The organism is Loktanella sp. DSM 29012, from assembly GCF_900110705.1.
Lineage (GTDB): Bacteria > Pseudomonadota > Alphaproteobacteria > Rhodobacterales > Rhodobacteraceae > Loktanella > Loktanella gaetbuli.
The window spans coordinates 26,111-47,506 of the sequence record NZ_FOEJ01000004.1 but is presented as its reverse complement, the minus strand read 5'-3'; the positions used below and the strand labels follow the sequence as shown (position 1 = coordinate 47,506).

Below are 21,396 nucleotides of genomic sequence, written 5' to 3'. Positions count from 1 at the left end.
GCCCCTGACGCGGTAGAAGTCAATTCTGACGGGCCTTGCGCTTGGCCCGCAACCCGGCAAAGAAATCCAGCCGCTTTTTCAGATCACGCTCGAACCCGCGATCGACGGGCAGATAGTAGATGCCGCGCTTCATGCCTTCGGGGAAATAGTCCTGACCGGAAAACCCGTCCTCTGCGTCGTGGTCATAAGCATAGCCCGCGCCGAACCCCTGCTCTTTCATCAGCGTGGTCGGTGCGTTCAGGATATGGGCCGGCGGCGGTTCGGATCCGGTCTTTTTCGCGGCCACCATGGCGGCCTTGAACGCGACGTAGCCCGCGTTGGATTTCGGCGCGAGCGCCAGATAGGTCACCGCCTGCCCCAGCGCCAATTCGCCCTCTGGACTGCCCAGCCGTTCATAGGTTTCCCAGGCTTGCAGGCAGATGTGTTGTGCCTGCGGATCGGCCAGTCCGATATCCTCGACCGCCATCCGCACGATACGCCGCGCCAGGTATCGCGGGTCCTCGCCGCCGGTCAGCATCCGGGCCAGCCAGTACAGTGCTGCATCAGGGTCCGATCCCCGCACGGATTTGTGCAAGGCCGAAATCAGGTTGTAATGCTCGTCGCCGGATTTGTCGTATTTCGCCGCCCGCTTCATCAAGCGGCTGGTCAGGGTATCGACGCCCAGCGGTTTGTCCGTTTTCCAGCCCGCGATCTGTTCGATCAGGTTCAGCAGCGACCGCCCGTCACCGTCTGCCATGTTGATAAGCGCCGCACGCGCCGGCGCATCCAGCGGCAGCCCACGACCCAGTTCCGCCTCGGCCCGCTGGGCCAGCAGTTCGAGGTCATCCTCGTTCAGCCGCGTCAGGATCAGCACCTGCGACCGCGACAAAAGCGCGGCGTTCAGTTCGAAACTGGGATTTTCCGTCGTGGCACCGACCAACAGGATAGTGCCATCCTCCATATACGGCAGAAATCCGTCCTGCTGCGCCTTGTTGAACCGGTGGATCTCGTCCACGAACAACAGCGTGCCCTGCCCGTTCGCGCGCCTGATCTTGGCCGCCTCGAACACCTTGCGCAGGTCTGGCACGCCGGTGAAAATTGCACTAATCTGAACAAAATGCAGGTCGGATTCATTCGCCAGCAGCCGCGCAATCGTCGTCTTGCCGACGCCCGGCGGCCCCCAGAACACCAGTGACGACAAACTGCCAGACGCCAGCATCGCGCCCAGCGGTGCATCCGGTCCCAGCACCTGCTGCTGCCCGATCACCTGCGACAAGGCGCGCGGCCGCAGCCGATCCGCAAGGGGGCGCGGACCGGCAGGTTTCGCGGGAGGAGGGTCAGAGTCGAACAAATCAGCCATCTGCGACAGATAGGCCTTGCCCGGCAACTTGGCAAAGCGTCAGTGCATCTGGCGGGCAAATCCGATCCAGACGGCCTGATAGTCGATCCCGCCCATGTTCATGTTGCGCCCTGCGGGTTCCATCGTCAGATGGCAGCGCCCGGCCCAACGACCCCAGTTCGACGGCAACAGCGCGATCATGCGGCCGATCCCTTCGGTGCGGGCGGTGCGCAGCATCTGGTTCACCAGCCGGATGCGGACCCGCTGACGCTGGGCTGCGGGCAGGTCATGAACGATGAAGCCGCGCGTGACCTCCCACGTACCGCTGTCGACAGGTGCCGCGCCAAACAACAGGTCATCGGGGATCGACGACAACAGCCCGTTTTGCGCATCGCGGATCATGTAGGAATAGACACCGCATTGCGCGGTTGTCGGTGTCAGACGCACGCCCGCCAGCACCCGCCCATCGACATCATGAACCGCGAGCCAACGTGACGCAGGTGTATCATACTGGTCGAATTCCATGCCCATGCTCTCGGGCAGTTTCCAGTTGTTTCGCACGATGAATGATTCGCGCCGTGCGCGCAGGATGTTGGCGAAAAGCTCGCCATGATTGTGCAGATTCGCAAAGGATAGCGTGGTTGCTTGCATGATTGTTTCTCCGATGAATGAAATGGCGACGACGGCTGGTCATCGTTTCGGAGTCATGCTTAAAAAAGTGTTTAGAGCAACTTGTAGTTGCGGGCCCTCTGGATCGCCTCAACCGTTGTTCTTGCTTTCAGATTGGTACGTGCGGCAGCAAGTCGCGCCTTGAGAGCGCTTTCTGAAATGCCCAGCTTTGCAGCAGCGGCGGCATGGCGATCCCCACCCGCGATCAGCGCCAGCGCCTCGATCTGTGCGGCGGACAGCGAACCGGGTGGTTCAACCAGACGATGCATCGTCTCGATCGTCTTGGCGAACTGGGTGATTTCGCTCTGCGTGAATTCGCGATCTGCGCGGGCGGCGGACGCAATGGTCCTAGACTTGATTGACCCCGTTGCCACGACAAATCCGTAGTTCATGCCGAATTCGCGAGCCTGCCCTATGATGTTCTCCGGATCAGGTAGCTGGATATCCGACCACCGGGCGGTACCGGAATTCCCAAACCCCCATAGAATGACCGGATCGCGCAGCGCATAGGCCCGTTCGGTATAGCGGTCGGTCCAGTCGCGCGGATAGCTGTGATAGTGCATCAGGGGCAGCGCGAACCGAAAATGCAGCGCATAGAACAGCCCCGACGGGGCCATTTTTACCAGTTCGCGCGTGTGGCGTTCGATTTCGGATTGGACGGTCATGGCCTGATCTATATTGGGTCACCGACAGTATGCTGCGGTTTTATAAAATTGTTTCTAATAGATATTTTCGCCGCGTGGCGAATTTTTGACCCTTAAACACAAAAAAGGCCCGATCTTGCGACCGGGCCTCTTTGACGAACTGCCGTCAGCTTAGCTTTCGGCGGAATCTTCTTCGGCCAGACGTGCCTTGTCCGATGCGCCCTTGGCATCACGGTCGCGGTCGACCAGTTCGATGATCGCCATCGGGGCCATGTCGCCATAACGGAAACCGGCCTTCAGAACGCGGCAGTAGCCGCCCTGACGGTCCTGGTAGCGTGGCCCCAGGATTTCGAACAGTTTCGCTGTGTGCATTTCCTGCTTCAGTTGCGCATTGGCCATGCGGCGGGCGTGCAGGTCGCCGCGCTTGCCCAGCGTGATCAGCTTGTCGATGACGCGCTTGAGTTCTTTGGCCTTGGGCAGGGTTGTCTTGATCTGCTCATGTTCGATGAGCGAGCCAGCCATGTTCGCGAACAGCGCCTTGCGGTGTTCATGGGTGCGGTTCAGGCGGCGGTATCCACGTGCGTGACGCATGTTAAGTCTCCATTACGTTTTATGATGGGCCCGCGATGCGATGACGCGTAGCTCCGTTATTGGGGCACCATGCCCGGATCTTCCCCGCCATTGCGGGCATTGTCGCGCCCCGATCGTGACCAGGGCGCGTAGCTCTTAGAACTGGTCTTCGAACTTCTTGGCCAGGTCTTCGATGTTGTCTGGCGGCCAGTCCTCGACGTCCATGCCAAGGTGCAGACCCATGCCGGACAGCACTTCCTTGATCTCGTTCAGGGACTTGCGGCCAAAGTTCGGCGTGCGCAGCATTTCGGCTTCGGTTTTCTGGATCAGATCGCCGATATAGACGATGTTGTCGTTCTTGAGGCAATTTGCCGAACGGACAGACAGTTCCAGTTCGTCGACCTTCTTCAGCAGCAGCGGGTTGAATTCCAGACCATCGTCATCGCCACCGGCGGATGCGGATTCCGGCTCATCAAAGTTGACGAAGACCTGCAACTGATCCTGAAGGATACGCGCGGCATAGGCCACTGCATCGTCGGGGGTCAGCGAACCATCTGTTTCGATTTTCATCGTCAGTTTGTCATAGTCCAGCACTTGGCCCTCACGGGTGGGCTGCACGTCATAACTGACCTTTTTGACCGGGGAATAGATCGCATCGATGGCGATCATGCCGATTGGCGCATCCTCGGGCTTGTTCTTGTCGGCGGCGACATAGCCCTTACCGGTGTTGACGGTCAGTTCCATGTACAGATCGGCGCCGTCATCCAGGTGACAGATCACGTGATCCTTGTTCAGGATCTCGATCCCGGCCGTTTCCGAGATATCGCCGGCCGTCACGATGCCCGGACCCTTGGCCTGAACGCTCAGACGCTTGGGGCCTTCGACGTCCATGCGGATCGCGACGCCCTTGAGGTTCAGAACGATGTCGGTCACGTCTTCACGCACACCGGCCACGGACGAAAATTCGTGCAGGACGTTGTCGATCTGGACGGCGGTGATGGCAGCGCCTTGCAGCGACGACATCAGAACGCGGCGCAGCGCGTTGCCCAACGTCAGACCAAAGCCGCGTTCCAGCGGTTCGGCGGTCACGGTCGCCTGGCGTGCGGGGTCGTTGCCCGGCTTGACGTCCAGTTGCGACGGTTTAATCAATTCGGCCCAGTTCTTGTGGATCATATGTCCCTCCATCCTTGCCCGACCCTATGTCCAAAAGGTCCGACGCTCGAGGTTTCAAAACGGCGCAACGGGGCCGTGCGGATGCACGGCCCCATCACCATAAATAGGCTTAGACGCGGCGACGCTTTGGGGGGCGGCAGCCGTTGTGGGCCATCGGGGTCACATCACGAATCGAGGTGATGTTGAAACCGACGGCGGCCAGAGCGCGCAGCGCGCTTTCGCGGCCGGAACCGGGGCCCTGCACTTCGACTTCCAGCGTTTTCACGCCGTGGTCCTGTGCTTTCTTACCGGCGTCTTCTGCGGCCATCTGGGCGGCATAGGGTGTCGATTTACGCGACCCCTTGAAACCCATGGTACCGGCAGAGGACCACGCAATTGCATTGCCCTGAACGTCGGAAATCAGGATTTTCGTGTTGTTGAACGAAGAGTTCACATGCGCCACACCAGCGGCGATGTTCTTGGAGACCTTCTTCTTGCCCCCACGACGAGTATCACGTGCCATGATGGAGGCTCCTTATTTCTTCTTGCCGGCGATGGCCTTTGCGGGGCCCTTGCGCGTGCGTGCGTTGGTGTGGGTCCGCTGACCGCGAACCGGCAGGTTCCGGCGGTGACGCAGGCCACGGTACGAACCGAGGTCCATCAGGCGCTTGATGTTCATCTGGGTCTCACGACGCAGGTCACCCTCGACTGTCAGATGCTCGTCGATATACTCGCGCACCTTGAGGATTTCGGCGTCGGACAGGTCGTTCACGCGGCGCGCGCGGTCGATGCCAACGGCTTCACAGATGGTTTCAGCGGTCGTGTTGCCGATACCGGTGATATAGGTCAGTGCGATGGGAACGCGCTTACCAGACGGGATGTTAACCCCAGCGATACGTGCCAAAATAGCAATCCTTTTCGTTGCGGGTCCGTCATGCCAGACCCTTTTTTCACAACGCAGGCCTACCGATTTTCGCGGCAGGCCGGTGTCATATGAGGTAATCTTGGCGGCGTGGGTGCGACCCGGACACCAAGAATGATTCCCTCGCGGGATGCGGGTGTTTAGGAGTAAGGCAACAGGGGGTCAACCCCCTGTTCACCATTGGCGCATCAGGTCAGTGCAGCGCGGATCGCAGCCGATACATCGTCCATCGACTGCAAGCCGTCGACCGTGCTCAGGTCGCCGTTCGCATAGTAGTAACCGACCAGCGGACTGGTCTGTTTGTAATAGGCGAGCAAACGGGTTTTCAGGCTGTCCTCGTTGTCGTCCGAACGGCGCGTGAACTCTGCCTTTTCGCCGCAGCTGACGCAGACGCCGTCGTCGGGGACAGGTTTGGTGTTGTCGTTGTAGACCTCACCACAGTTGGCACAGGTCGAACGTGCCGTGATCCGGGCGACCAGTGCCTCGTCGTCGACTTCCATCAGGACAACGCGGTCCAGATCCTCACCCAGTTCCTTCAGCAGATCACCCAGCGCATCGGCCTGGGCCAGGGTGCGGGGAAATCCGTCAAAGATATAGCCGTCAGCGCCGTCGTCGTTGGTCAGTTGCTCGCGGATCAGACCAATCACGATCTCATCGGTGACCAACTCGCCCCGGTCCATGACCCCGGCAACCATCTGGCCCATCTCGGTGCCCGATGTCCGGGCGGCGCGCAGCATGTCACCTGTGGACAGCTGCACCAGATTGCGTTCTTCGACCAGGCGACGCGCTTGCGTGCCCTTACCCGCCCCCGGCGGTCCCAACAGGATAATGTTCATCGGCGCGCTGGCCCCCTCCGCTTCGTGCCGCCGCGCTTGCCGCGCAACTGTGATTTCTCGATCAGTCCCTCATACTGATGCGCCAGCAGATGTGACTGTATCTGCTGGATCGTGTCCATCCCCACCGACACGATAATCAGCACGGATGTTCCGCCGAAATAGAACGGGATCGCGAACTGGCTGCGGATGATTTCCGGCAACAGCGCGACCAGCGCCAGATAGCCGGACCCCAGCACCAGAACACGGGTCACAACATAGTCGAGGTATTCCTTGGTTTTCTGACCCGGACGAATACCGGGTACGAAACCGTTCTGGTTCTTCAGGTTTTCGGCAACCTCGTCCGTCTTGAACGCGACCTCACGGGTGTAAAAGTAGGTGAAGAACACAATCATCACCGTAAAGAACAACAGATACAACGGCTGCCCCGGACCGAAATAGGCCAGCAGCGCCGACATGATCGGACTGTTGGACCCGCCAGAGAAGGTGCTGATCGTGGTCGGCAACAGCAGCAATGCGCTTGCGAAAATCGCAGGGATCACGCCAGCCGGGTTCACCTTGATCGGCAGGTGGCTGGACGATCCGTCATAGACCTTCATGCCGCGTTGCTGGCGTGGATACTGGATGTGGATCTTGCGCAGCGACCGTTCCATGAACACCACGAATGTCAGCACCGCAATTACCATCACGATCACGCCAACGATGACAAAGGGGCTGATTGCGCCGGACCGGCCTTGGCTCAGGAATTGCGCCAGAGCGGCGGGAACCTCGGCGATAATGCCGACGAAAATGATCAAGGAAATACCGTTGCCGATACCGCGTGCGGTGATCTGCTCACCCAGCCACATCAGGAACATCGTGCCACCCACGATGGTGATCACACAGCTCGCGGTAAAGAACAGGCCCGGATCGGCGGCGAGACCGCCCGCTTCCAGCGACTTGGCCAAACCGTAAGCCTGCGCCGTCGCCAGTGCCACGGTGCCGTAACGGGTGTACTGGTTCATCTTGCGACGCCCCTGCTCACCCTCTTTTTTCAGGTTTTTCAGCGGCTCCCACATCGCGCCCAGCAGCTGCACGATGATCGAGGCCGAAATATAAGGCATGATGCCCAGGGCAAAGATACCCATCCGCGACAGCGCACCACCTGTGAACATCGACAGGATGCCACCGATTCCGGCGGCCGCGTCGTCCATGAAGGCGCGCAACTGCACGCCGTCGATCCCCGGCACCGGGATATAGGTGCCCAGACGGTAGACACACAAAAGTCCGATGGTGAAAAGGATTCGGCTGCGAAGTTCCTTCGCCTTGCCGAAAGCGCCCCAACTCATGTTGGATGCCATTTGTTCTGCTGCGGATGCCATGCAAAGGCCTCTTCGATAATAAAAACGCCGCCCAACGGTTTCCCGGTCGGCGGCGTTTGGAAAACGTTGATCCTATCTAGGGCAGGTTTCCCTGACCCACAAGCGATCAGGCGTCTGCGGCCGCTTTCGGGGCTGCGACGGTGACGGAACCACCTGCCTTCTCGACCGCTTCGATGGCACCCTTGGATGCGCCAGTCACGTTCAGCGTGATCTTGGACGTCAGATCGCCCTTGGCCAGAACGCGGATACCGTCCTTGCGGCGGCGGATCAGACCGGATGCGATCAGTGCGTCCTCGGTCAGCTCGTTGCTGGCATCGATCTTGCCGGCGTCGATGAATTTCTGGATCAGGCCCAGGTTCACGACGGAATAGGTCTTGGCGTTGATGTTGTTGAAACCACGCTTGGGCAGGCGCTGGTACAGCGGCATCTGGCCGCCCTCATAGCCCTTGATCGCCACACCAGAGCGCGACTTTTGACCTTTGATACCACGGCCACCGGTCTTACCTTTGCCGGAACCTGCACCGCGGCCAACGCGCTTCTTGCGGTGGGTTGCGCCTTCGTTGTCGGACAGTTCGTTCAGTTTAAACATTGTCGCTATCTCCTTGGCCGGAGGACCTCACCCAGCGACGGGAACGAGGCACACGGCATTACAGTGAGTCGCACCCGACGGGTGCAGACAGGCGGCGTATAGCGGCGCACCTGCAGCGCGTCAAGAATGGCCGGCGACCGGCAGTTTGGGTCGCGACCTGAAACGCAAAACGCCCCGCCAAAACTGGCAGGGCGTCCTGAATCTTGCGTCGGTGGCGGCTTAGCCAGCCAGTGCAGCGGCCTCGCGCGCGACGGCGGGGATCATGCTGCGGTTGATGCCGATGTCGGCCAGTTCGCGGCTGGACATGGCGTGCAGCTCGTCACGGGTGCGCACATAGGCCTTGTGGCGGGCGCGTGCGGTGCGCAGTGTCGTTGCCAGGCGGCCCATCAGGCTGTCGGCGTTGGCGGTGTTGAATGTGCTTGCAAAAGTCATCTGTACGTCCTTCGGGTTTAGGTGCCCGCGGTTCTGTGCAGGCCGGTTATCTCTCTCGTGACCGTTAGATAGAACCGTCCAGACATTCCCACAACGCACAGAACTTCAGACCCGCCATGCAAATGCTGCAACGCAGAACGCCCGCAGCGTGCTGCTGCGGGCGTTCCAAAATCTTGTCGTTGAAAGAGGCCTTAGCCCTTTTCTTCGATGATCTGCACCAGGTGCGGGATCGAATTCACCATGCCGCGGACGGAAGGTGTGTCTTCCAGTTCGCGGGTGCGATGCATCTTGTTCAGGCCCAGGCCGATCAGCGTTTTGCGCTGCTTTTCGGGGCGACGGATGGGCGAACCCACCTGCTTGACGACGATTGTTTTAGCCATTGTCATCTACTCCTTACGCGTCAGCGGTTGCTTCGGCTTCGGTGGCGTTGTGTGCCACGTCAGACTGCTGATCGACGTTGTTCTGCTTTGGCAGAATGTCGGCGACCTTCTTGCCACGACGCTGTGCCACATTGCGGGGCGACTGCTCCTTGCGGAGGCCGTCCAGCGTGGCGCGGATCATGTTGTACGGGTTCTGCGAACCCAGCGACTTGGACACGACGTCCTGCACACCCAGCATCTCGAACACGGCACGCATTGGACCACCGGCGATGATACCGGTACCTGCGGGAGCCTGACGCATCACGACGCGGCCAGCGCCGTGGCGGCCTTCCATGTCGTGGTGCAGCGTCCGGCCATCCTTGAGGGCGACGCGGATCATGTTGCGCTTGGCGGATTCGGTTGCCTTGCGGATCGCCTCGGGGACCTCTTTGGCCTTGCCCTTGCCGAAACCGACGCGACCCTTCTGGTCGCCGACGACGACGAGTGCGGCAAAGCCGAAGCGCTTACCACCCTTGACGGTCTTGGACACGCGGTTGATCGCGACCAGACGGTCGGCAAATTCCGGTGTTTGCTCTTCGCGGCGGCCGCGGCCACCCCGGTTATCACGTTCTGCCATGTCTGGCTGTCCTTTCTGTTTCAGGCTCGCGCCTTGTGGATACGATCGCAGTGCCCCACCGGGCCCCGATCATCGAGACGGCCCCACCGGGGGGCCGCCTACGTGTCGTTTAGATCTTCAGGCCAGCTTCACGGGCAGCGTCGGCAACAGCCTTCACCTTGCCGTGGAACAGGAAACCACCGCGGTCGAAATATGCTTCTTCCACGCCGGCTTTCTTGGCGCGCTCGGCAATCGCCGCGCCCACCTTCTTGGCGGCCTCGATGTTGTTTGTGCCGACGACGCCCAGATCTTTCTCCAGCGTGGAGGCAGAGGCGACGGTCACGCCGTTCACATCGTCGATCAGCTGGACGCTGATGTTCTTGTTGCTGCGGTGGACGCTCAGACGCATCCGACCAGCATTGACGCTGCGCAGCTTGTTCCGGACGCGCAGACGGCGCTTGAGGAACAGGGTTCTTTTGCTGTTGGCCATGTTACTTCTTCTTCCCTTCTTTGCGGAAGATGTACTCATCTTTGTACTTGATACCCTTGCCCTTGTAGGGCTCGGGCTTGCGCCAAGCACGGATGTTCGCGGCAACCTGACCAACCTGCTGCTGGTCGATGCCTTCGACGATGATCTCGGTCTGCTTGGGGGCCGTCACGGTGACGCCCTCGGGCACATCGAAATTCACGTCGTGGCTGTAACCCAGCGCCAGCTTCAGGACGTTGCCCTGCATCTGTGCCCGGTAACCCACGCCGTTGATCTCAAGCTCTTTCTTGAAGCCGGTGGTCACACCGGTCACAAGGTTTGACACCTGCGTGCGCGTCATGCCCCACTGCTGCCGTGCGCGCTTGGACTTGCCGCGCGGCGTCACGCTGACTGCGCCGTCTTCGACCGTCAGTGTCACATCGTCGGTCGCCTTGAAGCTGCGGGTCCCCTTGGGGCCTTTCACTTCGATGGTCTGGCCGGAGACTTTCGCCTCAACCCCGGAGGGCAGCTCGACCGGTTTTTTACCAATACGAGACATCAGTCCCTCCTTAGAATACGGTGCAAAGCACTTCGCCGCCAACATTGGCTGCGCGTGCATTTGCATCAGACATCACACCCTTGGGGGTGGAGACAATCGACACACCCAGGCCCTGACGGACGCTCGGCAGGTCATTGACGGCCATGTAAACACGACGACCGGGCTTGGACACGCGCTTCACCTCTTGGATGACGGGCGTACCTTCGTAGTACTTCAGCTCGATCGAAAAGGCCGGGTGACCGTCCTTGCCGTCTTTTTTCTCGTAACCGCGGATGTAGCCTTCGTCAGCCAGCACATCCAGCACCCAGCCACGCAGCTTGGATGCAGGTGTCTCGACCGAGGCTTTGCCGCGCATCTGACCGTTACGAATGCGGGTCAGCATATCACCGATAGGATCGTTCATATTAAATTCTCCTTACCAGCTCGACTTGACCATGCCGGGGATCTCGCCGTTGGAACCAAGGTCCCGCAGCGCGATCCGGCTGATCTTCAGTTTACGATAATACGCGTGCGGACGACCCGTCAGCTGGCAGCGGTTGTGCAGACGCACCTTGCTGGAGTTGCGGGGCAGTTCGGCCAGCTTCAGGGACGCCTTGAAGCGCTCCTCGACGGGCTTTTCACGGTCGTTGATGATTGCCTTCAGGGCCGCGCGCTTTTCAGCGTACTGCGCCACCAGGCGTTCGCGCTTTTTCTCGCGCTCGATCATGGATTTCTTAGCCATATCTTTGTTCTCCTGACGCGATCAGCTGTTGAAGGGCATGTTGAAGGCTTTCAACAGGCTCTTGGCTTCAGCGTCGGTTGCGGCGGTGGTGCAGATCACGATGTCCATGCCCCAGTTCTCGTCGATCTTGTCGAAATTGATCTCGGGGAAGATGAGGTGTTCCTTGATGCCCGTGGCATAGTTGCCGCGGCCGTCGAAGGATTTGCCAGAGACACCACGGAAGTCGCGGATGCGCGGCATTGCGACGGTGATCAGGCGGTCCAGGAATTCGTACATGCGGTCACCGCGCAGGGTCACCTTTGCACCCAGGGGCATGTCCTCACGGACGCGGAAGCCAGCGATGGACTTCTTGGCACGTGTGGTCATGGCCTTCTGGCCGGCGATGGTCGTCAGGTCTTCCTGAGCGGTCTTCGCCTTCTTGGAATCGCGCACGGCCTCTGCACCGCAGCCGATGTTCAGGACGATCTTGTCCAGCTTCGGAATCTGCATGTCGTTCTTGTAGCCGAATTCTTCCTTCAGCGCAGCGCGGATCGTGTCCATGTACTGCTGCTTCAGGCGCGGGGTGTAGTTCGCTTGGTCAAGCATCAGATCGCATCCCCTGTCGTCTTGGCGTAACGCACCTTGTTGTCGCCATCCATGCGGAAACCGACGCGGGTGGCTTTGCCGTTCGCATCAACAACAGCCAGGTTGCTCAGCTGGATCGGCATCGCCTTGGGCGTGCGGCCACCTTCGCTGGACTGGCTCTGCTTCACGTGGCGGATCGCCATGTTCACACCTTCGACCACGGCCTTGCCGGCCTTGGGGTCGACGCTCTTGATCTCGCCGGTCAGACCTTTGTCCTTGCCAGCCAGAACGATGACCTTGTCACCTTTGCGGAGTTTTGCAGCCATGGTTACAGCACCTCCGGAGCGAGAGAGATGATCTTCATGAAGTTCTTTGCACGAAGCTCACGCACGACCGGCCCAAAGATACGGGTGCCGACCGGCTCGTTGTTGTTGTTGAGGATGACAGCCGCGTTGCGATCGAAACGGATCGCGGTTCCGTCTTCACGGAACACTTCCTTGGCGGTGCGCACGACGACAGCTTTACGCACGTCGCCCTTTTTCACGCGGCCGCGGGGAATGGCCTCTTTCACCGATACGACGATGATATCGCCGACCGATGCGTAACGACGGTGCGAACCGCCGAGAACCTTGATGCACTGCACACGGCGTGCGCCGCTGTTGTCAGCAACATCCAGGTTGGTCTGCATCTGGATCATGTGATGTCCTTTTTCGACCTATGGGGTATGCCCGATTTCCGACCGGGGCCCCAGGGTTTCGTTGAATTGGGGGTGGGCGCCGATTAGGACGCGATCACTTCCCAGCGTTTGGTTTTCGACTTCGGCGCGCATTCCTGAATGCGGACCTGGTCGCCGACGTTGAACGTGTTGTTCTCGTCGTGGGCGCGGTACTTCTTGGACTTACGCACTGTCTTGTGCAGCAGCGGGTGCTTGAAGCGACGCTCGACCGACACGGTGACGGTCTGTTCGTTCTGGTTGGAGGTGACGACCCCGGACAAAATACGCTTTGGCATGGGCTCAGGCCTCCGAATTGGCCGCGTCAGCGGCTTTCTGGTTGAGAATCGTTTTGACGCGGGCCGCGTTGCGACGTGCAGCGCGGATCGCAGCGGTGTTTTCCATCTGGCCGGTGGCCTGCTGGAACCGCAGATTGAACGATTCTTTCTTAAGATTTACAAGCTCTTCCCGCAGTTGGTCGGGCGTCTTGTCACGCAGTTCGTTGGCTTTCATGCCGTATCCTTTCAACATCACTGGAGGGCCCTTTCGGGTCACCCTGCATCCAGTGGAGTTCGTGATGAAGTGGCCTCATAGAAGGGATGCGGTCAGTTGGCAAGGGGCTATCCCGGACCGACATGCAAATCCGAAATTAGGCCAACAGTATTTTAACGATTGCTATTTTTTTGTGTGTATTAAAATTTTAATACACACAAATTTACAGGAAAACATCTTATGAACAAGCGTCACGAGAACATCATTGCCGGTAGAATGGACGAGTTAGTAGCCCGGGGATCTACGAAGCTATACTGGTGGGAGTTATATCTTTGGTATAAATCAGAGCGCCTAAGCAAATCTGTGTATAGAGATATACAAACCCGCTACGAAAGCGCAGACGGCGCGGATGAACTAAGGTTTCAGGATCTATCGGAAGCACTACACTTGATCGAAGCGTCAAAGTTCAAACCCCTAACCGACCTTACCTAGTCTCAAAGATAAGGAGTGGCGTCGCCGTTGTGCTTTACATCCGAACTTTAGTCCCAGCGGTAGTTGAAACTTACCGAGATCCGGTCCTCTTCGGCCATGTTCATCGGCACCTCGTGGCGCAGCCAGCTTTCCCATAGCAGCACGTCACCGACCTCGGGGGCGACGTAGATGAACTGGCGCAGCGCCTCGTCCGCATCCTTGGTACGGCCGGGGGCGGCCATCATCATGGCCAAGCGCGGGTCCTCGAACTTGATCGCGGATGTGCCGGAAGGCATCGCCACATAGGTCGTGCCGGAAATGACAGAATGTGGGTGGATGTGGGCGGTGTGAATGCCGCCCTCTGGCAGGATGTTGATCCAGAGGTCTTCGAGCTTCAGCTTCTTGTCACCCAGGTCGAATGACAGGTCCTTGGCGAATGCCTTCACGTGCTTGTCCAACGCCTTTTTCAGCGTCTTGAAGATCGGCATGCGCCACGGCAGGTCCGTCAGCGAGGCATAGGACGTATAGCCGGGAAAGCTGTTTTCCTCGCACCAGTCCTGTCCCGCCTCGTCATCCTCTGCGATAGACAGGCATGTCGCCTCCAATTCTTCGGGGTCGATGGGTTTGCCATGCGCGGACAGGGGCGCTTGGTACAGGCGGGTCACAAAGAGGGATCTGATCTGGGTCATGTGCCACATCTAGCCCCATTGCCGGACCTGCGCCACGGGGCGTCAGAATTTTCGCGAAAATTCTGGCACCTCTGGCGGGCCGGGTGGACTCGTTTTCGGCGAAAACGTGTCTGGACCGCACGCAGGGGTGAACGCTTTATGCCATCCAGGACAAGCCGTTGATCACCCGTGCACATCGCCCCGATTGCCAATTGGCAATCCAAACGCAAAAGGCCCCCACCTTTCGGCAGGGGCCTTCTATCATTAACGAACGACCGGGTTTACCAGTCTTCGCGGACCACGGTGCGGGTCTTGATCGGCAGCTTCATCGCGGCCAGGCGCAGGGCCTCGCGTGCGGTGACTTCGTCGACGCCGTCGATCTCGAACATAACGCGGCCCGGCTTGACCTTGGCTGCCCAGAAATCGACGGACCCCTTACCTTTACCCATCCGGACTTCGACCGGCTTGGAGGTCACGGGCAGATCCGGGAAAATCCGGATCCAGACGCGGCCCTGACGCTTCATGTGACGCGTCATGGCACGACGTGCCGCTTCGATCTGACGTGCGGTGATCCGCTCGGGCTCCAGTGCCTTCAGGCCAAAGGTGCCAAAGTTCAGGTCAAACCCGCCCTTTGCTTCACCCTTGATGCGGCCTTTGTGCATCTTGCGGAATTTTGTGCGTTTCGGTTGTAGCATTGGTTCTACTCCTTACCGGTCGCGACGCGGGCCACCAGGACCGCGCGGAACAGCGCCTTCCTGAAGCTCGGCATGTTTGCGATCGTGCGCCTGCGGATCATGTTCCATGATCTCGCCTTTGAAGATCCAGACCTTGATCCCGATGATACCATAGGGGGTCATTGCCTCGTACAGCGCGTAATCGATGTCGGCCCGCAGGGTGTGCAGGGGCACGCGGCCCTCGCGGTACCATTCGGTCCGTGCGATTTCGGCACCACCCAGACGACCAGCGAGGTTCACCCGGATGCCCAGGCCACCCATGCGCATGGTGTTCTGCACCGCACGCTTCATCGCGCGACGGAAGGACACACGGCGTTCCAGCTGCTGACCGATGTTTTCGGCAACCAGGGCTGCGTCCAATTCGGGCTTGCGGACTTCGACGATGTTCAGGTGCAGTTCGGACGCCGTCAGTTTCGCCAGCTTCTGACGCAGACCTTCGATGTCTGCACCTTTCTTGCCGATGATGACGCCGGGACGGGCTGCGTGGATCGTGACGCGGCACTTGCGGTGCGGACGCTCGATGATCACGCGGCTGACGCCGGATTGTGCACATTCCTTGCGGATGAACGCCTTGATGGCCAGGTCTTCTAGCAGCAGATCACCATAGTCCTTGGTGTTTGCAAACCAGCGGCTGTCCCACGTGCGGTTCACCTGAAGACGCATGCCGATAGGATTAACTTTGTTACCCATTACGCTTGCTCCTCAACTTGGCGCACCAGAATGGTGATTTCAGAGAACGGCTTGACGATCTTGCCGAAACGGCCACGGGCCCGGGGGCGTCCGCGCTTCATCAACAGGTTCTTGCCCACATAGGCCTCGGCGACGATCAGTTCATCGACGTCCAGGTTGTGGTTGTTCTCTGCGTTGGCGATGGCCGACTGCAGGCACTTCTTCACGTCAGCTGCGATGCGCTTCTTGCTGAAAGTCAGGTCGGTCAATGCCCGCTCGACTTTCTTGCCACGGATCAGCTCTGCGACGAGGTTCAGTTTCTGCGGCGAGGTACGCAGCATGCGCAGTTTTGCGCGGGCTTCGTTGTCGGCCACGCGGCGGGGATTCTTATCCTTGCTCATGACTTACTTCCGCTTCGCTTTTTTGTCGGCGGCGTGACCGTAATAGGTCCGCGTCGGGGAATATTCACCGAACTTCTGACCGATCATGTCTTCGCTGACGTTGACGGGGATATGCTTCTTGCCGTTGTACACACCAAAGGTGAGGCCAACGAACTGAGGCAGGATGGTGGAGCGACGCGACCAGATCTTGATCACTTCGTTACGACCGCTTTCGCGCGCAGCTTCGGCTTTTTTCAGCACATAAGCGTCGACGAACGGGCCTTTCCAGACGGAACGAGCCATATTAGCGGCCTTTCTTCTTTTGGTGACGCGTACGGATGATCAGGCTGCTGGAAGCCTTCTTCCGGTTACGGGTCTTGGCGCCTTTGGTGGGCTTGCCCCAGGGTGTCACGGGGTGACGACCACCGGAGGTCCGACCTTCACCACCGCCGTGCGGGTGATCGATCGGGTTCATCGCGACACCGCGGACCGAAGGACGCTTGCCCTTGTGGCGGGTGCGACCGGCCTTACCAAAGTTCTGGTTGGAGTTGTCGGGGTTCGACACGGCACCGATGGTGGCCATGCATTCCTGACGCACCAGACGCAGTTCGCCCGAGGACAAACGGATCTGAGCGTAACCACCGTCACGACCGACGAACTGGGCGTAGGTGCCGGCGGAACGTGCGATCTGACCGCCCTTGCCTGCCTTCAGCTCGATGTTGTGAACGATCGTACCGATCGGCATGCCCGAGAACGGCATGGCGTTGCCCGGCTTGATGTCGGCCTTTGCGGACGCGATCACCTTGTCGCCGATGGACACACGCTGCGGTGCGAGGATGTAATTCTGAGTGCCGTCTTCGTACTGGATCAGCGCGATGAATGCGGTGCGGTTCGGGTCATATTCGATCCGCACGATAACAGCGGACATGTCCAGCTTGCTACGCTTGAAATCGACGATGCGGTACAGACGCTTTGCGCCCCCACCAATACGACGCGACGTGATCCGTCCGGTGTTGTTCCGGCCGCCCGATTTCGTCAGACCCTCGGTGAGGGATTTGACGGGACGTCCTTTCCAAAGCTCCGAACGGTCGATCAGCACCAGCCCACGCTGGCCCGGCGTCGTCGGCTTATACGACTTGAGTGCCATGTTAGCTTCTTCCGTTTGCTTGGCGGGTCCACTGACGCGGACCCTGATGTGAAGGCCCCCGTAGGTGCCAAAGAATAAACCAAACGGCCCCGGAACGAATCCGAGGCCGGTCAGTTGGCGGCTGATAGCAGGGGGGCGCCGGGGTGGCAAGTCCATTGCTCAATGCCGACAGCGTTTCCACAAGGCCGTGCTTGGCCAGAGTCGAACTGCCGCTGCCTACCCCACACCCCGTGGCCAAAGCAAAGGGCACCCCGATTGCGCGGGATGCCCCTGTTTCAATGCTGCCGGATCAGACCGGCCCGAGATCAGAAGTGGAAACGCACCTCTGCGGTGATGCCGTAGCTGTCCACATTGTCGCCAAACCGGCCGTCGATGCGGATCTGCTGGTCGATCTGATCGACCGGACCATCGGTGAACAGCTGCGAGAACGTGTAGCCAAAGCTGGCCTCGGTAAAGCTGCCCAAGTTGCCGGTCGACAGTGTTTCCGTGCCGCCACCGTTTGCGAGGGTAAAGGTGCCCACCTGATCGTCGGACAGGTCGTCGAACAAGGAGACCGTACCACGGAACCGCTGCTGCGAGTCACCCGAAGGGGAGTTGATGGTTTTCTGCACTGTCCCGCCAACATAGGCCAGCGTGCGGGTGTGATCGTCCAGCGACAGCGTGCTGCCATCACCAAAGCCGAGGTTCGAGAACTGCATGCGCTCGACCGACACACCGGCGCTGGGAATGATCGCCCAGCCTTCCTGCGGCAGTGCGTAGAAATAACGCGCCGCAAGCGAAACACCCAGGCCGCTGACGCTGAACTCACTGTCGTTCAGGCTGACGGACGAGTTCGAGATTTCGCTGTTGGTCCGTGTCCCGGTCAATTGGCCGTCGATCAGCAGCGACCCCTTGGTCGCGGCGACATAGGCACCGAACGACAACTGGTCGAAATCGGTCGCGGTTGTCGACGCGGCGACGGTGCCGATCGCATCCACCGGCACGCTGGACTGACCGGTCACGGCAGACACCTGACCACCCATGACCAGATCAAATCCGCCAGGGCCGCCCTGCACGCAGGCCACGTCACGTCCCAAGGTCACACCACCATAGGTGATGTTCACGTCGTTATCGGTCTGGCCCAGCGAATCTGTGGTGGTGACATTTCCATCTGCCTCGCCCGAAATCGCACGTGCCCAAAGCCCGCGACCGCAGGTGTCAGCGGCCTGTGTCGCGCTTTGCGTCACAAAGGCCGACGCCGGGCGGTTCACGATCGAACCGATCAGGGCATTTGTTGCTGCAACGCCACCGATCACACCGCCAACAGCAGGTGTCACCGAGACCGTATAGGCCAGGTTGTCGCCGTTCTGCGTCAGCGCGGTCACGGTCGTCCCACCCGGCAGCGCCTGGAGCCCAACCTCGAAATCGTCGGGATCAACCGTGCCGCCGTCGCCGATGACGACATCGACAGGATCAGTCTGAAGCCCGGTGCCTGCGTTGACGAAATTCAACGTCTGCACCGCCGATACGTCGCCCGGGCTTTCGAGCGTGATGGTGTCGACGTTGGGTGCAGCCGCCGATGTGTTCACGTCCAGATTGAACGTGTTGCTGCCCGTGATCGCGCCACCGATGGAGATGTTGTCCGTTGTGCCACGGCCGCGCATGTCAATGATGCCCGCACCGTTCACGTCGCCGCCGATCCGGGTCTGACCGCGTGCCGCCAGAACGGCTGAATTGCTGGACCCCAGATTGGCGGATGTGTAGTCCCCGCCGATCGTGCCACCGTCCAGCTGCACGGTCCGCGCGTTCATCACGTCACCGTTGTAGGTGCCTGCGATCGACAGGTTACCGTACACGTTGTTGATCGAACCACCTGCGACAACAGCACCGTCACGGATATCAATCCGACCAGGGCCACGGTTGTCGATATCACCCAACAAGCCGGCCGACCCATCTTCAACAGAAATTCTTCCGGTATTGAAAATATCGCCATCAATCAAGCCGGACAAACGTATCAAACCAGTGTTTTGCACATCACCGTCGAGCGTTCCGGTCACGTTCAGCTCACCAAGATTTCGAACATCAGAAACCATCGTGCCTTCAATGATCCCGCGACCACCGTCAGAAACGCGGGCACCATTAACTGTCGTCAAAGACGCGCCATCCGCGACGGTCATCGTTCTCTTAAAGACGCGCACGCCCCCGACCGTGGAATCACCGTCAAACACCGTTTGACCGCCACGCACGTTCACGGCGCCATCCACATCGCCCGCAATGAACGTACGGCCAAAGGACGTCACCGTTCCGATGATGTCACCACTGGCGACAAACAGCGCGTTGTTGGAAACGTTGACGCCGCGCGTCGTGAGCGTTGCCCCACCGTCGATTAGGTAGTCACCCCTGATCTGCGTCACCCCAGACACATCGACATCACCGAACTGAAACACATCCTGACCCGCGGATGCCAGATTGCCAGTCACAAAGACATCACCCAAGTCGATCAGACCGCTGCCAGACAGGTTCAGCGTACCGGCAATTTCGATACCGTCGAGAACAACAAACGCACCCGGAGCGACCCGCAGCGCCTCAAGCGCGAGTTGGCTTGGCCCCGTGATCGTCACGTCCGCTGCCCGCACGAAAACGTCGCCCGCGCGCACGATACCATCTCCGCCCTGATCATCGACCGTGATCGTAAAACCCGGGGCCGCATTGGAATCACGGATGACAACGTCATCGAAGGGGCGGAACCCGACACTGCCCGTGCCGTCGTTCCAGTTTTCGACCGTCCGCTCATCATCCCAAGTGCCGTCACCCGAGGTGACCGTAGCGCCGTCACCGGACACGATATCCCATGTCAGCGTCTGCGCGTCGGCGTGGGATACACCCAGCGTCACCACCGCGCCTGTCGCAAACGTCAGTACGAGGGCAGTCGCGCGGCCCAGACGGCAATGGCCAGCCAAGGATTTTTGACGGATACCGGTTTGGCGGAGGTTGGAGTTGTCAGTCATGATGCCCTCAATGCAGCGAATGCGTCTAAAAATTTTGTTCAGCGTCGACCTGTGGCCGATCGGGTGTGTCCCGTGTTGCGAACCTGCGGGGGCGAAAATTTGCCGATTACGCAAGGTCACGATCACTTTCTATTGTATTTAGGAGTTTACGTAAGGACCGGAGTCAAGGGCAACGGCCACAATATTGCCGTAAATCCCTTAGCAGGTGCGCAATTGCACCGATTTGAAACGATTGTTCGCAATGGCCTATGTTTTAGGCAGATGCCAGATAACGCAACGCGCCAACTAGCAAAACGCCAGCCAACGGCACGCCCAAGGGATATTGTCGTACGTTCTGCCAGGATTTGCGGATTGATTTCAGCGCGATTCCGCTGACGATCAAACTGATGACCACGTGCAACACCAGCAGCCCGTAGAACACCCAGACCGCGTTCCAGAATTGTGCAGACGGCACCAGCGCCAGCGTGGCGCACAAGAGCTTGATATCGCCACCGCCGATCCGCGCCTTTTGATAGATCAGCACCCCGACCACAAAGACGGCGATCGCCAGACCGAGGCCACGCAGCACCTCGAACCAAGGCAACAGGAACAGCGCTGCAATCAACCAGACCGCCGCCAGCGCCGCGACAGCCGCATTGCTGATCCTGCGGGCCGAAATATCCGTCCAGATGATCCATGTGGAAATCAGGGCCACCGCCAAGGCGAGGCCAAGCGACAACAACGTCGGGTCCGGCAGGCCGATCATTCCAGCGGCACCAGCAAATCAATGCGGACATAGCCCTGCCCGCCAGCCAGTCGCGCCCAATCGTATCCCGGCTCACGGCCCGGCACGATCGCCACCACATCCAGCACCGCCCCCTCGGGTGCGCGGCCCACACGCGCCGAATCCTGTGCAGAGGACGGCAGCGCGCGTACAGAGGCCACCACGACGCGGACCCGGTAGCGTGCGATCATTGGCGCATCTGCAACGCCTGGCAGGCGCGCCGCAATCGCCCGCCGCTGCGGCGCAGTCAGGGCACTGTCAGGCATTGCCATCTGGATCAGGATTTCATTCACCAGTGCTGCGACAGCCGCACCCTGTGGCCCGTTGTCCGCGACCAGGCGGTCCAGCTGCATCAGCTGTGCCGCAATCAGGCCCCGCTGGGCCGCGTCCAACAGATCGGCCCCCAGATCCTGCGTGCGCATCAGGTTGGTGTAACCTCGTTGTGCTGTGACACTATCGCCTTGCGACAGCGCGGCAAAGGCCTGCTGAAACTGGTCACGCACCGATAGATCGGTCGCGGATTGCGCAACCGCAGGACATGCGGTCACCCAGATGACGCATGTCGCAGCAACCGCACGCCACCGGCGTGTCATGCACG

At 59.8% G+C, this 21,396-nt stretch carries 31 protein-coding genes; all 31 read right to left on the bottom strand.

The window, feature by feature from the left end; genetic code table 11:
- Positions 1–19: 19 nt before the first annotated feature.
- The 31 genes from BMX27_RS09970 to BMX27_RS09815 all read right to left on the bottom strand — a co-directional run bounded on the left by BMX27_RS09970 (position 20) and on the right by BMX27_RS09815 (position 21,391).
- Complete coding sequence (locus BMX27_RS09970) at positions 20–1,339, bottom strand: replication-associated recombination protein A (RefSeq protein WP_090159995.1); 1,320 nt, start codon at positions 1,337–1,339, stop codon at positions 20–22.
- A gap of 39 nt (positions 1,340–1,378) precedes the next feature.
- Positions 1,379–1,969: an acyl-homoserine-lactone synthase gene (locus BMX27_RS09965; RefSeq protein ID WP_090159699.1), complete on the bottom strand. Its 591-nt coding sequence runs from the start codon at positions 1,967–1,969 to the stop codon at positions 1,379–1,381.
- A 71-nt stretch (positions 1,970–2,040) separates the two neighbouring features.
- Positions 2,041–2,652, bottom strand: a complete 612-nt coding sequence (locus BMX27_RS09960) for an autoinducer binding domain-containing protein (RefSeq protein ID WP_090159698.1) — start codon at positions 2,650–2,652, stop codon at positions 2,041–2,043.
- Positions 2,653–2,802: 150 nt separating this feature from the next.
- Positions 2,803–3,222, bottom strand: a complete 420-nt coding sequence (rplQ, locus tag BMX27_RS09955; RefSeq protein WP_090159697.1) for a 50S ribosomal protein L17 — start codon at positions 3,220–3,222, stop codon at positions 2,803–2,805.
- A 135-nt stretch (positions 3,223–3,357) separates the two neighbouring features.
- Positions 3,358–4,374, bottom strand: coding sequence for a DNA-directed RNA polymerase subunit alpha (locus tag BMX27_RS09950; protein WP_056039029.1), 1,017 nt, complete (start codon positions 4,372–4,374; stop codon positions 3,358–3,360).
- Positions 4,375–4,483: 109 nt separating this feature from the next.
- Positions 4,484–4,876, bottom strand: a complete 393-nt coding sequence (gene rpsK / locus BMX27_RS09945; protein WP_056038943.1) for a 30S ribosomal protein S11 — start codon at positions 4,874–4,876, stop codon at positions 4,484–4,486.
- Positions 4,877–4,888: 12 nt separating this feature from the next.
- Entirely contained in the window at positions 4,889–5,257 is a 369-nt protein-coding gene (rpsM, locus tag BMX27_RS09940) for a 30S ribosomal protein S13 (RefSeq protein WP_056038946.1), read from the bottom strand.
- A gap of 206 nt (positions 5,258–5,463) precedes the next feature.
- Positions 5,464–6,111, bottom strand: coding sequence for an adenylate kinase (locus BMX27_RS09935; protein ID WP_090159695.1), 648 nt, complete (start codon positions 6,109–6,111; stop codon positions 5,464–5,466).
- On the bottom strand, positions 6,108–7,448 hold the full coding sequence (gene secY, locus BMX27_RS09930) for a preprotein translocase subunit SecY (RefSeq protein WP_090159994.1): 1,341 nt from the start codon (positions 7,446–7,448) through the stop codon (positions 6,108–6,110). Before secY ends, BMX27_RS09935 begins: the two co-directional genes overlap by 4 nt.
- Positions 7,449–7,575: 127 nt before the next feature.
- Positions 7,576–8,058 (bottom strand): 50S ribosomal protein L15, encoded by a 483-nt coding sequence (gene rplO, locus BMX27_RS09925; protein WP_090159694.1) that lies wholly within the window; start codon positions 8,056–8,058, stop codon positions 7,576–7,578.
- Between the two features lie 219 nt (positions 8,059–8,277).
- A complete protein-coding gene (locus BMX27_RS09920) occupies positions 8,278–8,490 on the bottom strand; it encodes a DUF1127 domain-containing protein (protein WP_090159693.1) in 213 nt (70 codons plus the stop codon).
- A 191-nt stretch (positions 8,491–8,681) separates the two neighbouring features.
- Positions 8,682–8,870: a 50S ribosomal protein L30 gene (rpmD, locus tag BMX27_RS09915; protein WP_090159692.1), complete on the bottom strand. Its 189-nt coding sequence runs from the start codon at positions 8,868–8,870 to the stop codon at positions 8,682–8,684.
- 13 nt (positions 8,871–8,883) lie between these two features.
- A complete protein-coding gene (gene rpsE, locus BMX27_RS09910) occupies positions 8,884–9,486 on the bottom strand; it encodes a 30S ribosomal protein S5 (RefSeq protein ID WP_090159691.1) in 603 nt (200 codons plus the stop codon).
- 109 nt (positions 9,487–9,595) lie between these two features.
- Positions 9,596–9,955, bottom strand: a complete 360-nt coding sequence (gene rplR / locus BMX27_RS09905) for a 50S ribosomal protein L18 (protein ID WP_056038964.1) — start codon at positions 9,953–9,955, stop codon at positions 9,596–9,598.
- A 1-nt stretch (position 9,956) separates the two neighbouring features.
- Entirely contained in the window at positions 9,957–10,490 is a 534-nt protein-coding gene (gene rplF / locus BMX27_RS09900; protein ID WP_056038967.1) for a 50S ribosomal protein L6, read from the bottom strand.
- 10 nt (positions 10,491–10,500) lie between these two features.
- Positions 10,501–10,893, bottom strand: coding sequence for a 30S ribosomal protein S8 (gene rpsH / locus BMX27_RS09895; protein WP_056038970.1), 393 nt, complete (start codon positions 10,891–10,893; stop codon positions 10,501–10,503).
- A gap of 12 nt (positions 10,894–10,905) precedes the next feature.
- Complete coding sequence (gene rpsN, locus BMX27_RS09890) at positions 10,906–11,211, bottom strand: 30S ribosomal protein S14 (protein WP_056038972.1); 306 nt, start codon at positions 11,209–11,211, stop codon at positions 10,906–10,908.
- 21 nt (positions 11,212–11,232) lie between these two features.
- Positions 11,233–11,796 carry a 50S ribosomal protein L5 gene (gene rplE, locus BMX27_RS09885; RefSeq protein WP_056038975.1) on the bottom strand — a complete coding sequence of 188 codons (564 nt, stop codon included), beginning with the start codon at positions 11,794–11,796 and terminating at the stop codon, positions 11,233–11,235.
- On the bottom strand, positions 11,796–12,101 hold the full coding sequence (rplX, locus tag BMX27_RS09880) for a 50S ribosomal protein L24 (RefSeq protein WP_056038978.1): 306 nt from the start codon (positions 12,099–12,101) through the stop codon (positions 11,796–11,798). The genes rplE and rplX overlap by 1 nt, the downstream gene beginning before the upstream one ends.
- A gap of 2 nt (positions 12,102–12,103) precedes the next feature.
- Complete coding sequence (rplN, locus tag BMX27_RS09875; protein ID WP_056038981.1) at positions 12,104–12,472, bottom strand: 50S ribosomal protein L14; 369 nt, start codon at positions 12,470–12,472, stop codon at positions 12,104–12,106.
- Positions 12,473–12,555: 83 nt separating this feature from the next.
- Positions 12,556–12,786 carry a 30S ribosomal protein S17 gene (gene rpsQ / locus BMX27_RS09870; protein ID WP_056038985.1) on the bottom strand — a complete coding sequence of 77 codons (231 nt, stop codon included), beginning with the start codon at positions 12,784–12,786 and terminating at the stop codon, positions 12,556–12,558.
- A gap of 4 nt (positions 12,787–12,790) precedes the next feature.
- The gene (gene rpmC, locus BMX27_RS09865) at positions 12,791–13,000 is read right to left on the bottom strand and encodes a 50S ribosomal protein L29 (protein WP_056038989.1); all 210 of its coding nucleotides are present in this window, start codon (positions 12,998–13,000) and stop codon (positions 12,791–12,793) included.
- A gap of 518 nt (positions 13,001–13,518) precedes the next feature.
- A complete protein-coding gene (locus BMX27_RS09855) occupies positions 13,519–14,139 on the bottom strand; it encodes a 2OG-Fe(II) oxygenase family protein (protein WP_090159993.1) in 621 nt (206 codons plus the stop codon).
- Between the two features lie 260 nt (positions 14,140–14,399).
- Positions 14,400–14,813, bottom strand: coding sequence for a 50S ribosomal protein L16 (rplP, locus tag BMX27_RS09850; RefSeq protein ID WP_056038998.1), 414 nt, complete (start codon positions 14,811–14,813; stop codon positions 14,400–14,402).
- A gap of 12 nt (positions 14,814–14,825) precedes the next feature.
- Positions 14,826–15,542 (bottom strand): 30S ribosomal protein S3, encoded by a 717-nt coding sequence (rpsC, locus tag BMX27_RS09845; protein ID WP_056039002.1) that lies wholly within the window; start codon positions 15,540–15,542, stop codon positions 14,826–14,828.
- On the bottom strand, positions 15,542–15,922 hold the full coding sequence (rplV, locus tag BMX27_RS09840) for a 50S ribosomal protein L22 (RefSeq protein ID WP_056039005.1): 381 nt from the start codon (positions 15,920–15,922) through the stop codon (positions 15,542–15,544). The genes rpsC and rplV overlap by 1 nt, the downstream gene beginning before the upstream one ends.
- 3 nt (positions 15,923–15,925) lie before the next feature.
- Complete coding sequence (gene rpsS / locus BMX27_RS09835) at positions 15,926–16,204, bottom strand: 30S ribosomal protein S19 (protein WP_024088539.1); 279 nt, start codon at positions 16,202–16,204, stop codon at positions 15,926–15,928.
- A gap of 1 nt (position 16,205) precedes the next feature.
- On the bottom strand, positions 16,206–17,048 hold the full coding sequence (rplB, locus tag BMX27_RS09830) for a 50S ribosomal protein L2 (RefSeq protein WP_090159689.1): 843 nt from the start codon (positions 17,046–17,048) through the stop codon (positions 16,206–16,208).
- Between the two features lie 305 nt (positions 17,049–17,353).
- Positions 17,354–20,035 carry a beta strand repeat-containing protein gene (locus BMX27_RS09825; RefSeq protein ID WP_090159688.1) on the bottom strand — a complete coding sequence of 894 codons (2,682 nt, stop codon included), beginning with the start codon at positions 20,033–20,035 and terminating at the stop codon, positions 17,354–17,356.
- Between the two features lie 253 nt (positions 20,036–20,288).
- Positions 20,289–20,780, bottom strand: coding sequence for a prepilin peptidase (locus BMX27_RS09820; protein WP_090159687.1), 492 nt, complete (start codon positions 20,778–20,780; stop codon positions 20,289–20,291).
- Positions 20,777–21,391, bottom strand: a complete 615-nt coding sequence (locus BMX27_RS09815) for a hypothetical protein (RefSeq protein ID WP_090159686.1) — start codon at positions 21,389–21,391, stop codon at positions 20,777–20,779. Before BMX27_RS09815 ends, BMX27_RS09820 begins: the two co-directional genes overlap by 4 nt.
- Positions 21,392–21,396: the final 5 nt, after the last annotated feature.